This window comes from Desulfuromonas sp. KJ2020 (assembly GCF_024197615.1).
Taxonomy (GTDB): Bacteria; Desulfobacterota; Desulfuromonadia; order Desulfuromonadales; family SZUA-540; genus SZUA-540.
In genome coordinates this window covers 990,768-1,005,388 of the sequence record NZ_JAKUKE010000003.1, presented here as the reverse complement: position 1 = coordinate 1,005,388, position 14,621 = coordinate 990,768, and the positions used below count along the sequence as shown (strand labels likewise).

Sequence of the window (14,621 nt, the reverse complement as noted above, 5' to 3'; positions counted from 1 at the left end):
CGCAGCCCTGTCGGTCCGACTTTCGAAGATCGAAGGAGCGACCAGGGAAAATTCTTGCGATTGTCTGGGGTATGAATTAAAAATGGTGACCATGAAAAATTCCCCCCGACTTCGCCTGCTGACGATTGTAGCACTGGTTCTTCTGGTCACCTCCATGCATTATCTGACCACGACCCATCGCCACGAATATCACGATATTTATCGGCGCCTTTACTATATTCCCATTGTGCTGGGCGGGATGTGGTACGCCCTGCGCGGTGGTCTACTGACCTCGATGACCGTTTCTATTCTGTATATCCCTCATGTTCTCATTCAATGGAGTCATCATCCGCAAATTCGCCTGGAACAGTACCTTGAGATTCTGCTGTATAATCTGATTGGCCTGCTGACCGGGTATCTGACCTCCAAAAAAAACGAACAGCAGGATCGCTATCAGCAGACGGCAGAGCAATTGCGCGAAAGCTACAGCGAGCTAAAGAACAAGGCTGACCAGATTCTGGAAATCGAGGAGCAGCTGCGCCGGGCTGATCGCCTTTCGGCTCTGGGCGAGCTGTCTGCCGGTATGGCCCATGAGATCCGCAATCCCCTTGGCTCCATCCGGGGGACGGCGGAAATTATTCAGGAAGGGATGGACCCAAGCGACCGTCGCTACGAATTCAGCCGCATCATGATTCAGGAAGTGGACCGCTTGAACCGCGTAGTGCAGGATTTTCTCGATTTTGCTCGTCCGGCACCTATCGATCGGGATCGTGTGGATGTCAATGCCGTTTTAGCCGACATCCTTGTTCTGGTTCGGCAAAAGGCCACCACCGCCGGTATCGACATCACTTTTCCGGTTGAGGGCCATCTTTATGTGTATGGCAAAGAGGAGCATCTCAAGCAGGCATTTCTCAACCTCACCCTCAATGCCTTGCAGGCCATGCCGGAAGGGGGGACGCTCGATATCCGTACCGGTCGGTCCGGGGCTGAAATCGAAATCCGGTTCAGCGATACGGGCGCCGGTATCCCTTCGGAAAACCTCGACAAAATCTTCAACCCCTTTTTCACCACCCGGGAAAAGGGAACAGGTCTGGGACTGGCCATTTCCGCTCGCATTATCCAGGGACATGGCGGACGCATCACCGTGGACAGCCAGCCCGGGACAGGCACGACCTTCACCCTTTGCCTTCCAGCCATGGATGGTCAGGAGTAAGCCTTGGCAGATAAGACGATTTTACTGATTGACGATGATGTCTCCTTGAGACGTGTTATGGAATTCACCCTGCAGGAAGCAGGGTATCGCGTACTGACCGCCGCCGACGGGACTTCGGGATTACGTCAATTCGAGGAACAGCAGCCGGCTTTGGTCATTACGGATATCCAGATGCCAGGGCTGTCAGGCTACGATGTGCTCAAACGCATCAAAGAGCTGAGTCCTGAAACCCTGGTCCTTGTCATCACCGCCTTCGGCACGGTGGAGAAAGCGGTCGAGGCGATGAAGCTCGGAGCCTATGATTACCTGACCAAGCCCTTCGGCCGCGAGGAGTTGCGCCTTACCGTAGAAAAGGCCCTGTCTTTTCGGGGCTTGAAAGAGGAAAACCTGCGCCTGAAGGAGCAGATCTCCCATCAGGCCGATTTCAGCCGGATGGTGGGGACTTCCGATAAGATGCAGCACGTTTTCGATCTGGTGCGCCGGGTAGCGCCGACGGAAGCCAATGTGTTGATCACCGGGGAGAGCGGCACCGGCAAAGAGCTGATTGCCCAGGCGATTCATCGCAACAGTGAACGTCATGCCGGGCCTTTTGTGGCTGTCAACTGTGCGGCCATCCCGGCCGATCTCCTCGAAAGCGAACTTTTCGGTCATGTCAAGGGGGCTTTTACCGGGGCGATCAAAGACCGGAAAGGCAAGTTTGAACAGGCCAATGGCGGCACGCTCTTTCTGGACGAAGTGGGTGACATGCCCCTTGATCTGCAGCCCAAGCTCCTGCGAGCGCTGCAGGAAAGGGAGATTGAGCCGGTTGGCGAAGGGATACCGCGAAAAGTGGATGTGCGTGTGGTGGCGGCGACCAACCAGGACCTCGAAGCGGCTATTGCCGAGGGGATTTTTCGCGAGGATCTCTTCTACCGGCTGTCCGTCATTCCGGTCGAGCTTCCCCCTTTGCGGGCCCGGAGAGAGGACATTCCTCTGCTCGCCAGGCATTTTTTGGAAAAATACGCCGGCCATGTCGCCATCTCCATTTCTGAGGGTGTTCTCAAGCGTCTTTGCGACTATGACTGGCCCGGGAATGTTCGTGAATTGGAAAACACCATGGAGCGCCTGACGATTCTTCGCCGCTCCGATACGCTCGACGAAGAGGATTTGCCGGCGAAAATTGGCGCTACTAACCGTTCCCGTCACGCGGTCCTCCATCTTCCCGACGAGGGATATTCCCTGGAACAACTGGAAAAAGAGGCTGTTGAAGAAGCGCTCCGCCGCAACGACTGGAACCAGACCCGTGCCGCCGCTTTTCTACAGATTCCCAGGCACACTCTTATTTACCGGATTGAGAAGTATGGAATTACGCGTGAAAAATAATTTACTTCGTCCGGTTTGATGATCGCCAGCGTGGAAGCCGGCTCTGCCGCCGAGAGAACGGGTTTGCGCCCAGGGGACAGAATGGCTGAAGTGGCCGGTGGCGTGCGGCTTCTATAGAAGACTTCTTCCGGCACATGGTCGGTCTTCGAGGACACACTCCCACCAAGTTTCTTATCGTACGGGGCAACCGGGGCTATTACATTGAATTGCCCTGAAAAGGAGATTTTATGGCAGAACTTCTGGTTGACGGCAACGTGCCTCGGCGTTCCAAGGAGACTCAGTTCCGCATGGAGGGCTGGATTGCCTGTGCCCCCTGTGAGGACCTGCTGGGTATCCATATTGAAAAGGCCGAGGAGGGCAGAGCTGTTCTCACCATGCCTTTCACCGTCAAACTGGCGCAAGGCGGTGGCTTCATGCATGGCGGCGCGCTGACAACCCTTGGCGACACGGCGGTGGCGATGGCGATAAAATCCCTTTTGCCGCCAGATTCGATCTTTGCCACCACCGAGCTGCACCTGGATTTTATCGCTCCCGTCAAGGAAGGCACCGTGACGGCGGAAGCGGTCGTCACCGGACCGGTACAGCGTATTTTTCAGGGAGCCGCCACTCTGTTCGATGCCGACGGACGGGTCGTGGCGCGGCTTAAAACCCAGTTCAAAGTGGCCCGAGGACAAGGCTTCGACGACTGATCAAGGAAACCTGTCCAACCCGGTTTATAAGGCTTAACCACCTATGGGACCTTGACTTTTTTAAAAGCAACGGGTAGAACACCAGCAGTGATTCCCCTTTTTGAATATGATGAAAGGCCCATAGATATGATTCGATTGATGACCGCATTTCTACTTCTTTTCACCTTTGTGCTTCCGGGCGTTTCATTGACTGCGGAGACCTCTGTGCCGGCAGGACGCGTGGTTGTCGGGAGCATCGCCCCTGATTTTACCCTGAAAAATCTGAAGGGCGAACCGGTCTCTTTGGCGCAGTTTCGCGGCAAAGTGGTCTTTCTCAATTTCTGGGCCAGTTGGTGTCCGCCCTGCCGTGAGGAAATGCCCTCCATGGAACGGTTGAACGAGGTGTTCGGCAGCAGCGATTTTGTCATGCTGGCGGTCAATGTAGAGGATGACGGTCCGCGCTCTGTGCCTGAATGGCTTAAAGAAAATCCCTACACGTTTCCTATCCTCTTTGATCCGCAAGGTCAGGAAAAGATGCGCTACGGTGTCACGGCCATACCGGAGACGTTTCTGATCGATAAAAAAGGTGTTGTGGTCGATCGTTTTCTGGGTGCCTACGACTGGTCTTCCGTGTACACTCTTAAGGAAATCCTTTCTCTAATCAACGAGGAATAATATGACTGGTTCCGCTGATATCACCATCTGGATCGCTTTTTCCGCCGGGATACTGTCGTTTTTTTCCCCCTGTGTCCTGCCCCTTATTCCCTCCTACCTGACCTACATCACGGGGCTTTCCTTCGGGCAGCTGAAAGAGGCGCATCCCAGCACTAAAGTCAGGGTGACGGTTTTTCTGCATTCCTTGACCTTCATCGCCGGCTTCTCCGTCGTTTTTATTGCCCTGGGGGCCATAGCCGGGGTGGCTTCATCCACCTTCCAGACTCACATGCGTGAGGGGCTCATCTGGATTCAACGGATTGGCGGAATTCTCATTTTTCTCTTCGGCGTTCATATGAGCGGCCTGTTTCATTTCGGGGTTCTCCTTGGCGAGAAGCGCGTCCATGTCCAACGAAAACCGAGTGGCTTTGTCGGAACCTTTCTGGTCGGACTCGCTTTCGCTGCGGGCTGGACCCCCTGCATCGGGCCCATTCTCGGCGGCATACTCACGCTGGCCGCCAGCTCTTCCGGCGGCTATGCGCGTGGGGTGATTCTGCTCTCCTTCTACTCGGCCGGGCTCGGGATTCCGTTTCTTATCTCCGGTGTGCTTTTTCATGGCTTTCTGTCGTTTTTCAACAAGTTTCGCAAGCATATCCGGATCATGGAAATTGTTACCGGCCTGCTGCTCATGATTGTGGGCGTTATGCTCTTCTTCAATATGTTCGGCAAGCTTTCCGGCTACCTCTACCGCTGGCTTCCCATGGCTGGTTAGGGATCCTTGCTAAAGAATCTTGACTTGATGTCGTCACCCCTGTTATCTTGAAAATCATTTTCAGGTAAGAGGGGTGACGTATGCAGGAAGTCAAAAAAATCTTTCACGACTACCTGGCCCAGCAGGGGCTTAAAAGTACCCGACAACGGGAGATCATCCTTGACGAGTTTCTCCGTTTCGGATCCCATCCCTCCACCGAAGACCTCTATCTCAAACTACGCAAAAAACATCCCCAGATTGGCTACGCAACCGTACACCGCACGCTGAAGCTGCTGGCCGAATGCGGTCTGGCCGAAGGCCATAACTTTGGGGACGGGCAGACCCGCTACGAGTCCTGTATCGATGAAAAGCATCATGACCACCTCGTTTGTACCGATTGTGGCGCCATACTGGAATTCTACGACCCGCGCATTGAGAAACTGCAGGATGAAGTTGCCAGGGACCATGGCTTCACGATCAGAAATCATCGACTCGAACTCTATGGCCTCTGCTCCAAATGCACTCAAAAAAAATAACAGCCAGATTGACCATGACCTCATTCATCCATACTCCTGAAGGACACCCCCATGGCCGCCGTTGATAAAGGCCAAGACGCTCCCCGTATCATTCTTGTCGGCAGCCCCAACGTCGGCAAGAGCTCTCTGTTCAACGAGCTGACCGGAACGTACACCACCGTTTCAAATTATCCTGGTACCTCCGTCGAGATTTCCCGCGGGCACTGCGATATCGCCGGGACCCGCTATGAGGTCCTCGATACGCCTGGCATGTACTCGCTTATACCGATTTCCGAAGAGGAAAAGGTGGCGCGGGATATCCTGCTGAACGAAACGCCCCACGTCGTCATTCACGTTATCGATGCCCGCAATGTTGAGCGCATGCTCCCCATGACCCTTCAGCTAGTCGAAGCGGGCCTTCCCATGATGCTGGTCATCAATATTATGGATGAGGCGGAGCGACTGGGCATCCAGATTGATTTTCCCGCGCTGCGTGAACGACTCGGCATTCCCGTGATCGGGGCGGCGACGGCGCGCCGCCGAGGTCTTCAGGAAATTCGGCAGGCGATTGGCAATCAGGATTTCTGCGTCGGTGCCCCGTTTTCCTACTCCCCCGACCTCGAAGATGATATTCAGGAAATATCAACCTGTTTTCAGAGCGATTACCGACTCAGCCGCCGCTCGCTCGCGCTGCTTCTTTTGCAGAAGGACACACATATCCAGGCACTGGTTGGGGACAGGGAAGGGGAGTTGACTGAGCCGCTGATGGAGTGCGTCAAGAAGGTTGCCTTTGCCCGACGTTCTGATCTTCACCTGCATATCAGCCTGGAGCGCAAAAGAATTACCCGCAATCTTCTTAACGGAGTTCTGACCCAGGAAGGGGGCAGAAAACCGTCGATGTCGGACCGTCTTTCTGCCCTGACCATGAATCCCTTGACCGGGTTCCCCTTTTTGTTGGCTACCCTCTATTTCGGGCTGTACAAGTTTGTCGGCGGCTTTGGTGCCGGTACTGTGGTCGATTTTCTAGAGTCGACGCTTTTTGAGGCGTACCTCATCCCCTGGCTCCTGCACCTGGGGGATCGCTTTCTGCCCTGGTACTGGCTGCACGAACTCATGGTGGGGGAATACGGCATATTTACGCTGGCCATACGCTATGCCGTCGCCATTGTGCTGCCTATCGTCGGTACCTTTTTTCTCGCCTTCTCCATTATTGAAGATACCGGCTATTTTCCGCGTCTGGCCATGCTGGTTGATCGGATTTTCAAAAAAATCGGGCTGAACGGTCGAGCGGTCATTCCTCTGGTGCTCGGTTTTGGCTGCGACACCATGGCCACGATCGTTACACGCACCCTGGAAACCGTACGGGAGAGAATCATCGCCACAGTCCTGCTGGCCTTGGCTATCCCCTGTTCGGCTCAACTTGGCGTCATTCTCGGCCTTTTATCCAGCGTGCCCGGGGCCTTGGCCGTCTGGACCCTCAGCATGGCTCTCGTCTTTCTGCTCATCGGGTTTTTGGCTGCCCGTCTGGTGCCGGGGGAGCAGCCCATGTTTTACATGGAGATCCCTCCCTTGCGCATGCCCCAGTTGCGCAACGTGATAACCAAGACGCTGACCCGGATGCAATGGTACTTTGTCGAGATATTCCCCTTGTTCATTATCGCTTCCGTGCTGTTGTGGGCCGGCAAGCTCAGTGGGGCCCTGGCCTGGGTGGTGAAGGAGATGGAGCCCGTCATGACGATGCTGGGGCTGCCCTCCCAGGCCTCCGCCGCCTTTATTTTCGGATTCTTTCGGCGGGATTTCGGCGCGGCCGGGCTTTATGACATGCAGACATCCGGTCTGCTTTCGCCGGTCCAATTGACTGTTGCCGCGGTTACTTTGACTCTTTTCGTGCCCTGTGTGGCCCAGTTTCTGGTTATGAATAAAGAGAGGGGATGGAAGGTTGCCTTCGGGATTTTTATCTTCGTTACGCTTCTCGCGTTTGGGGTCGGCTGGCTTCTCAATAAGATGCTGCTCTTTACGGGTGTACTGGCATGAAATGTGGTTTTTGCCAGAAAGAGCTGCCGCATGACGCTCTTGAAAAACAGCCTCGGTGTGGTCTGTGCCCCGGGGGTTGCCGGAAGATACACTGCCCCTTCTGCGGCTATGACAACCCGGTTATGCCTTCCTATTTAAAACGTTTGGCCAGGAAAAAAGACGATCAAGGAGGATCCCAATGAAGCTTTCGGAAAAAGCCGAGGAAATTCTTGAGGCGCTATGGATAGCGACCGAAGAAGAAGGGGAGAATGGCGCCCACTTCCAAACCCTCGATGTCGGCCCTGATGACGAAGGCCTTCGGGAACTGGATCGCCTGGCCTACATTGAGGTCAGGGGAGAGCGTGTGCACCTGCGTCAGGAAGGCCGGGAAGAGGCCAAAATGACTGTTCGCCGCCACCGTCTGGCCGAACGCCTCATGATGGATGTGCTGGATATCAAGGGGGCGAGCGGTGACGCCAAGGCCTGTGAGTTTGAACATCTTCTTCACCAGGGCGTAGATACCAAAATCTGCACGCTGCTCAATCATCCCACCACCTGCCCGCATGGAAAACCTATTCCCCCGGGCAAATGTTGCCTTGAAGCCCAGGCGCGCGGGGAGGCCGGCGTTGTACCCCTCACGGAGGTCAATGCGGGGCAAAAGGGAGAGATTGCCTATCTGTCCGTGACCGATCCCAAAAAGATGCAAAAACTGATGAGTCTAGGAGTCCTGCCCGGCAATCAGTTGCGGCTGGCGCGGACTTTTCCGGCCTACGTCTTCACGGTTGGAAATTCCGAGTTTGCCGTCGACGAAGACCTGGCGAGGGAAATTTTTGTCAGAAAAATCTGATCAGTTCTCAGTGAAAGGGTTTTCGGATATCGCCAGGTGCCATTTCCGGGTGTTCCTGATGTGTGTGAGGCTGCAAAAACGCTTTACTTGATGCATATTTCCTGATAACTATTCATGGGTCGAGTATACGGTAACCCTGTCGTCTTCCGACATCATTTCCCTTGGCAGGAGAGTAAGAATGCATGCTGATTTGAAATCTGTTGTGGCGACCGTGGGCGATTTGCCCCCCATGCCCGCGGTAGCCGTCAAAGTTATGGAACTGCTGCAGGATCCCGAGAGCACTGCTGATGGATTGGCCAATGCCATTTCCGCTGACCCCGCTGTTTCAGCCCGTATCCTTAAAATTGCCAATTCCTCGTTTTACGGATTGCAGCGTCAGGTGTCGACCCTGAAAGCCGCTATCGTTATTTTGGGGCAGAAGACTTTGAGAAGCCTGGTTCTTGCGGCCAGCCTGACCGGGATGCACCGCAAATACGGATTGCAGGAAAAAATGCTTTGGGAAGATTCCGTTGGCGCCGCCATCGCCGGACGGTTGCTGGCTCAGCATCTGCGTTCACTGGATCCGGAGGAGGCCTTTTTGGCCGGCCTTTTCCGTCATATCGGTAAAGTTGTACGCAGCAATAACAATAACGATGAATTTACCAGTATTATACAGGCTGTATATAACGGGGAAGGGACTTTTTCCGAACTGGAAAAACACTATTTTCCCCATAATCATGCTGTTGTCGGGGCCGCTGTTCTCGACAAGTGGAACTTCGCACCGGCACTGATTCAAAGTACGCTGCATCATGAAGACCTGGATGTGGACCCTGACGAAGATCCAAATGCCTACCGCCTCACCGCTGCCATCAATCTAGCTGGCACCATGTGTCGAAAGCTAGGGATTGGACAGCGTTCGCCGGAGGAAGACCTGGATCTTTCCAAGACTGCAGGGGCCAAGGCCCTTGGGATGGATGAGGGCGATCTGGATGATCTGGTGGCCCAATTCAGGAAAGTCTATGCCGAAAATCGCGGGCTATTTTTCTCCTGATACCTCCGTCTGCTTCTCCCTGTCAACCTAATCGCGGTAAAATTCCGGAAAACATTTATGTCTAAAACGGATAAAGAAGTATGACCCATCGCATCGATTTTTTGCCAACCTGTCTGGAAGATATGAAAAAAAGGGGGTGGGACGAACTCGATGTCCTTTTTGTCAGTGGTGACGCCTATGTCGACCACCCTTCTTTTGGCGTTCCTCTGTTGGCCCGTTATCTACTCGCCAACGGTTTTCGGGTCGGAATCATCGCCCAGCCTGATTGGCGGGAACGCGAGGCCTTTGCAGTGATGGGGCGTCCTCGCCTGTTTGCCGCCGTGTCCGCGGGGGCAATGGACTCGATGGTCAATCATTATACCGCCGCCCGCAAAAGGCGCCGCGACGATGCCTATACGCCCGGTGGCCGTGCCGGTGCCCGTCCTGATCGCGCCCTCATAACCTATACGGCCGCTGTCAAGGCTGCGTTCAAAGGACTGCCCGTTGTCCTGGGCGGCATTGAGGGGAGTCTTCGCCGGCTGGCCCACTACGATTATTGGACTGATGCGGTGCGACGTTCTATTCTTGTCGATACTAAGGCCGATTTGCTGATTTACGGAATGGGCGAAAAGCCCTTGCTCGAAGTTGCCCGGCGCATGCAGGCAGGCGAGCCTTTTGAATCGATTCAGGATGTGCGGGGAACGGCTTTTATCGGTCGCGACTGTCCAACGGAAAGCGTTGCCCTGCCATCCTTTGAAGAGGTCAGCCAAAACAAAAACGCTTTCAACCAAGCGTTCCGACAGGTGTCGGAAGAATCAAATCCTTTTCGGGGGCGCGCGCTTTGCCAGGGGCATGGAAATCGACAAGTCATCGTCAATCCACCTCAAAGGCCGCTCAGCCAAGAGGAGATGGACCGCATCTACGCCCTGCCTTTCACTCGACGGCCACATCCGGACTATACGGAGGCTATACCGGCGTTTATCCAGATCCGTCATTCCATTACCTCCCACCGCGGCTGTTTTGGTGGATGCTCTTTCTGTGCGATTGCCGGTCATCAGGGCCAGTCGATACAATCTCGTTCCGAAGCCTCCATCCTGGCAGAAGTAAGTCGCCTGGTTCGAGATCCTGAATTTTCTGGGACGATCACGGATGTCGGTGGGCCTACCGCCAACATGTATGGGCTGAAATGCAAAAACCCGGAGGCTGAAACGGCTTGTCGCCGAGTCAGCTGTCTGTTTCCGCGAATCTGTGCGAACCTGGATACCCGTGACGGCAAGGCGGTTCATCTTTTGCAAAAAATCCGCGAGACAAAGGGGGTGCGGCATGTCTTTGTGGCTTCCGGCGTCCGGTTCGATCTGTTTGCAAAGCAGCCGGCTTATTTAGACGAGCTGCTTAGACACCATGTCGGCGGATTACTCAAAGTGGCCCCGGAATCGGCCTCGGATGATGTTTTAGCTTTGATGCACAAGCCTCCTGTCCGTATTTTCGAGGAGTTTCTTCAGGCCTTTCGTCAATTTAACCGTTCAGAGGCGACTCGGTTGGGCATCGTCCCTTACTTTATCTCCGGACATCCGGGCAGTACTTTACCCGCTATGGTTGATGGGGCCCTTTTTTTGTGCAGAAATGGTTTGCGCGTGGAGCAGGTCCAGGAATTCACCCCGACTCCTGGAACCCTGTCAACCTGCATCTATTACACTGGAGTAGATCCTTTCAGTGGCCAGGAGGTTTATGTGCCACGCTCTGCCCGTGAACGTAGACTGCAGAAGTCCCTCCTCTTATGGCATCTGCCCGAAAGCCGCCAGGATATCCTCGAAGCGCTGAAATTGACAGGCCGGCTGGATGATGGTTCGATGCTGCTGGATCTGGCCGATTCGGGTCGTGGATTTAAGGAAAAGGGAAAGAAACGACAACTGAAAAGAAAATGATGAAGGCGGGATGTTGATCCTGTCGGGTCAGGCGCAATATTTGTAGCGGTTTTTACGGCAAAGTTCGATAAACGCCTCTGTGACTTCCGGATCAAACTGAATGCCTGACTGCTCTTCGATCTCTTCAATGGCCAGCTCGCAGGAGAGTGCTTTCCGGTAGGGGCGGTCTGAGGTCATGGCGTCAAATGTATCCGCAACCGCGAGAATGCGGGCCTCAAGGCAGATGTCGTCTCCCGCTATGCCGTGGGGATAACCGTTGCCATCAAACTGTTCATGGTGCTGTTCGATGATCTTCGTGATGTCACCGAAAAAACGAATGGGCTCCAGAATGCGGACACCGATCACTGGATGCTGCCGCAAGGCTTCAATCTCTGGAGGGGAAAGAGCTTCCTCTTTGTGCAGGATGGTCGCGGCGATGCCTATTTTCCCGATATCATGAAGAATGGCGGCCTGCTCCAGTCGTCTCACGGATGATTCATGCAGGCCCATATGCTTGGCCAATTCGATGCTGTATCGTCGAACGCGATCTGAATGGCCGCGCGTATAGGCATCGTTGGCCTCTATCGCCGAAACGAGTGCCTGGACGGTACTAAGGTAGGTTGCTTCCTGCTCCTGGTAGAGGTTGGCATTGTTGATAGCCACACTGGCCTGGGAGGCGATGGTCGACAGAAGGTCGAGATCTTCCGAGGCGAAGGCAATCCCATCTGTTCTGTTGGCCATGCAAATAATTCCACTGACTTCATTTTTAACCATCAGGGGGGCGTACATGACCGTTTCTCTTTTGAAGCCGAAATAACTGAATTCGTCAAAGCGTGGCGAATCCTTGAAATCTTTAAGCAGTAGGGGGCAGCGGTTTTGTATGACCCAGTTGGATATGCCTCCTACGCGCAAGGGGATCCGGGTTCCAGCCGTGATGTGAGGCGGGAGCCCGACAGTGGCTCCGATTCTCAGTTCATCCCCACCCTTTTCAATCAAAAGAATATAACCTATACAGGCGCTTACCGCCTCCAGGGTCTTGCTTGTCATAAGGGCGAAGAGTCTTTCGGAATCCATCGTTGAGTTGAGGGCGAAACTCATTCTATTGAGAGCTGACAGGCGGGAAACGGCCTGCTCAAGCGTCACATTCTTGTGCTCCAGTTCACTGGCCAAGTCCGTAATACGAAAATGAGCGTCCTCGATTTCTTCAAGTCGCTCCTCAAGGGTGATGTTGAGATATTCAATCTCTTTAAGCCGCTCCTCCAGGGTGAGGTTCATCTCCTGGATTTCCTCATGAAAAGCCAACTTTTCCTGACTGACCGCCAATTCCCGCTCGTGCCTGATCTTGGTGTCTATTAGTTCTTTTAAGCGATCCACCATCATATTGAACTTGTTTGTAAGCTCGGACATTTCGGCAGAACTGTGAATTTCAGTGTGGGCATGGTCAAAATGTCCCTTCTCGACGAATTCCATGGAACTCATCAGCTTCCGTAGCGGTGCATCCACATAAAACAGAATGAAGGAGGTTAGGGTCAAAATCAGTACGGCCAGCATTCCCATGGAGGAGAGTAAGGTCGTTTTCTGGCCTTTGCTGCGGATAGCGTCCAGTTCGCTTAAAGACATATCCACTTCGAGGATACCTACGAACGCCCTCTCAGGGCTATGACAACCGTGACAGTTGCTGGAATTTGGTATGGGAATGAAGGTCTTCTGGTGTTCGTTGCCGAAGACAATCCTTGAATAGCTGACTTGGCCCTTTTGGTAGGCCATCAGATCCCTGGACGGAACATGCCCACCGACCTCGGTGGGATCGGCGGAAACGAGGATGCGGCCGGCTTCGTCAAATATACGAACTCCCTTGAAGGCTGGTTCGTTGGCTATTTTTTCAAAAAGCGTGATTATTTCAGTAAGGTTACCGTGGTTGGTGTTGGTGGTAATGCTGGTGCGGATGGTTTCGCCGAGAATACGACTGTTTTCCGTAGCGATTTGTGAAAGGAGGGCTTTTTGTGTTTTCAGGTTATGCCAAACCGTCAAACAGACGGCGCCAATCATGATGGCAATGGTCAGTCCCAGGATTTTAAATTTCAGGGAGTTCATCGCGACCCATAGTGGATCTTAGTATGTCTTAATTATTTGGAATTTCAGCAAAAAATTATATTGTCAGACTTTAACGATGTAGGATATTTGTGTCAATTTAAAAATCCGGATTTGGTTTGTTATTAAAAGAAACTGCAGATCCTTGCTGCTGTAAAACCATATACATATAGATGGGATCTTGTATGGATTTTAGCAGCAACGGGAATCCTCTCCTTCTTGACAGTACTGTGTGGAGAACATAAGATAACCCGCGTTTGTATGGTCGTAATTTACCTCAAGTTGATCATTGACAGGATCGAGGTATGAAGTTCTTGCTGGTCGTTTTGGGTGTTGTCCTTGTTCTTGAAGGCGCCCCCTATTTTCTTTCCCCCGAATCCACCAAGCGGGTTTTGCGGGAATTGCTTCGGATACCCGGAAAAAGCATGCGTTTGATGGGGTTTTTGTTTATGCTCACAGGGCTTTTTCTTGTTTATCTCGGTACCGGTTAACCTGCGAAAAGCGTTGACAGTATTAAGCGTTTATGGTTCATTTACACCCTGAATTTTGGGGATGGCACTGCCGCTGGTATTTTAGATGATGCGTCTTGAAGATTTCGATTTTGAACTGCCGGCAGAACTCATAGCGCAGTATCCCCCCGATTCCCGTGAAGAATCTCGTCTAATGGTTTTGGACAGGCCTCACCGGAACATACTCTGCGGCAATTTTCCTGATATCCTTGATCAATTTTGCCCTGGTGATGTTCTCGTCCTCAATGACACTAAAGTCATTCCTGCCAGGCTTCATGGAACCAAGGCGACTGGAGGCAAGATCGAGGTCTTCCTGGTACGACGCCTCGAATCAAACCAGGAAGACTGGATCTGTCTGACCAAATGCTCCAAAGCTCCCAAGGTCGGAAGTCGTCTGCTGCTGGGCGGTGAAATTGAAGGAACTGTTCTCGCTGACGGGGAGGCGCCCTATAAGGTTATTCGTTTCACCTGTGCCGGGGATTTCCACCAACTGCTGGAGAAGGTTGGACGGATTCCTTTGCCTCCGTATATTCGTCGGGAAGACACCTCGGTGGATCGGGAACGATATCAGACAGTTTTCGCTCGTTCGAAGGGCGCCGTGGCGGCCCCGACTGCCGGTCTGCATTTTACCCGGGACATTCTTGCCTCGCTGCAGGAAAAAGGGGTTGAAATCGTCTCTCTGACCCTGCATGTCGGTTTGGGAACCTTTTTGCCTGTGAGGGTTGAGAATATCCTGGAACACCGTATGCATGGGGAATCGTTCCATATCCCCGAAGCAACGGCCGATATCATTAATCTGGCAAAAAAAGAAGGGCGTCGCGTAATCGCCCTGGGTACGACAACGACCCGCACTCTCGAATTTGCCCTGTCCGGCGAAAATATGGTCAAAGCAGGTGAAGGTATCAGTGATCTTTTTATTTATCCAGGCTTCAGGTTCAGGATTGTCGATGCGTTGATTACAAACTTCCACCTTCCTTGTTCCACCTTGATGATGCTGGTCTCCGCTTTTGCCGGGCGTGATTTTATCTTGGAAGCATATCGCCGAGCGGTTGAGGAACGTTTTCGTTTTTTCAGCTATGGCGATTGCATGATGATTGTATAGGCAG

Annotated in this window: 14 protein-coding genes; 13 read left to right on the top strand and 1 reads right to left on the bottom strand. The window is 53.2% G+C overall.

Annotated elements, in window-relative coordinates:
* Positions 1-91: 91 nt before the first annotated feature.
* The 11 genes from MJO47_RS13080 to MJO47_RS13035 all read left to right on the top strand — a co-directional run bounded on the left by MJO47_RS13080 (position 92) and on the right by MJO47_RS13035 (position 10,936).
* Entirely contained in the window at positions 92-1,192 is a 1,101-nt protein-coding gene (locus tag MJO47_RS13080) for a nitrogen regulation protein NR(II) (protein WP_253961558.1), read from the top strand.
* Between the two features lie 3 nt (positions 1,193-1,195).
* Positions 1,196-2,554, top strand: a complete 1,359-nt coding sequence (locus tag MJO47_RS13075) for a sigma-54 dependent transcriptional regulator (RefSeq protein ID WP_256502645.1) — start codon at positions 1,196-1,198, stop codon at positions 2,552-2,554.
* 18 nt (positions 2,555-2,572) lie between these two features.
* Positions 2,573-2,671 carry a hypothetical protein gene (locus MJO47_RS15670; protein ID WP_371926678.1) on the top strand — a complete coding sequence of 33 codons (99 nt, stop codon included), beginning with the start codon at positions 2,573-2,575 and terminating at the stop codon, positions 2,669-2,671.
* 110 nt (positions 2,672-2,781) lie between these two features.
* On the top strand, positions 2,782-3,243 hold the full coding sequence (locus MJO47_RS13070) for a PaaI family thioesterase (protein ID WP_253961557.1): 462 nt from the start codon (positions 2,782-2,784) through the stop codon (positions 3,241-3,243).
* Between the two features lie 204 nt (positions 3,244-3,447).
* A complete protein-coding gene (locus tag MJO47_RS13065; RefSeq protein ID WP_253961556.1) occupies positions 3,448-3,897 on the top strand; it encodes a redoxin family protein in 450 nt (149 codons plus the stop codon).
* Position 3,898: 1 nt separating this feature from the next.
* Entirely contained in the window at positions 3,899-4,648 is a 750-nt protein-coding gene (locus tag MJO47_RS13060; protein ID WP_253961555.1) for a cytochrome c biogenesis CcdA family protein, read from the top strand.
* Between the two features lie 80 nt (positions 4,649-4,728).
* Entirely contained in the window at positions 4,729-5,163 is a 435-nt protein-coding gene (locus tag MJO47_RS13055; RefSeq protein ID WP_253961554.1) for a Fur family transcriptional regulator, read from the top strand.
* A gap of 51 nt (positions 5,164-5,214) precedes the next feature.
* Positions 5,215-7,176 carry a ferrous iron transport protein B gene (gene feoB, locus MJO47_RS13050; protein WP_253961553.1) on the top strand — a complete coding sequence of 654 codons (1,962 nt, stop codon included), beginning with the start codon at positions 5,215-5,217 and terminating at the stop codon, positions 7,174-7,176.
* Between the two features lie 178 nt (positions 7,177-7,354).
* On the top strand, positions 7,355-8,002 hold the full coding sequence (locus MJO47_RS13045) for a metal-dependent transcriptional regulator (RefSeq protein ID WP_253961552.1): 648 nt from the start codon (positions 7,355-7,357) through the stop codon (positions 8,000-8,002).
* Between the two features lie 178 nt (positions 8,003-8,180).
* Positions 8,181-9,032 carry an HDOD domain-containing protein gene (locus MJO47_RS13040; protein ID WP_253961551.1) on the top strand — a complete coding sequence of 284 codons (852 nt, stop codon included), beginning with the start codon at positions 8,181-8,183 and terminating at the stop codon, positions 9,030-9,032.
* 92 nt (positions 9,033-9,124) lie between these two features.
* On the top strand, positions 9,125-10,936 hold the full coding sequence (locus MJO47_RS13035; RefSeq protein WP_371926702.1) for a YgiQ family radical SAM protein: 1,812 nt from the start codon (positions 9,125-9,127) through the stop codon (positions 10,934-10,936).
* Between the two features lie 27 nt (positions 10,937-10,963).
* On the opposite strand, the gene MJO47_RS13030 is transcribed toward MJO47_RS13035, so the two are convergent.
* The gene (locus MJO47_RS13030) at positions 10,964-13,009 is read right to left on the bottom strand and encodes an HD domain-containing phosphohydrolase (protein ID WP_253961549.1); all 2,046 of its coding nucleotides are present in this window, start codon (positions 13,007-13,009) and stop codon (positions 10,964-10,966) included.
* 302 nt (positions 13,010-13,311) lie between these two features.
* Between MJO47_RS13030 and MJO47_RS13025 the strand changes: the two genes are divergently transcribed.
* Entirely contained in the window at positions 13,312-13,497 is a 186-nt protein-coding gene (locus tag MJO47_RS13025) for a DUF2065 domain-containing protein (RefSeq protein ID WP_253961548.1), read from the top strand.
* 88 nt (positions 13,498-13,585) lie between these two features.
* On the top strand, positions 13,586-14,617 hold the full coding sequence (gene queA, locus MJO47_RS13020; RefSeq protein ID WP_253961894.1) for a tRNA preQ1(34) S-adenosylmethionine ribosyltransferase-isomerase QueA: 1,032 nt from the start codon (positions 13,586-13,588) through the stop codon (positions 14,615-14,617).
* Positions 14,618-14,621 lie beyond the last annotated feature (4 nt).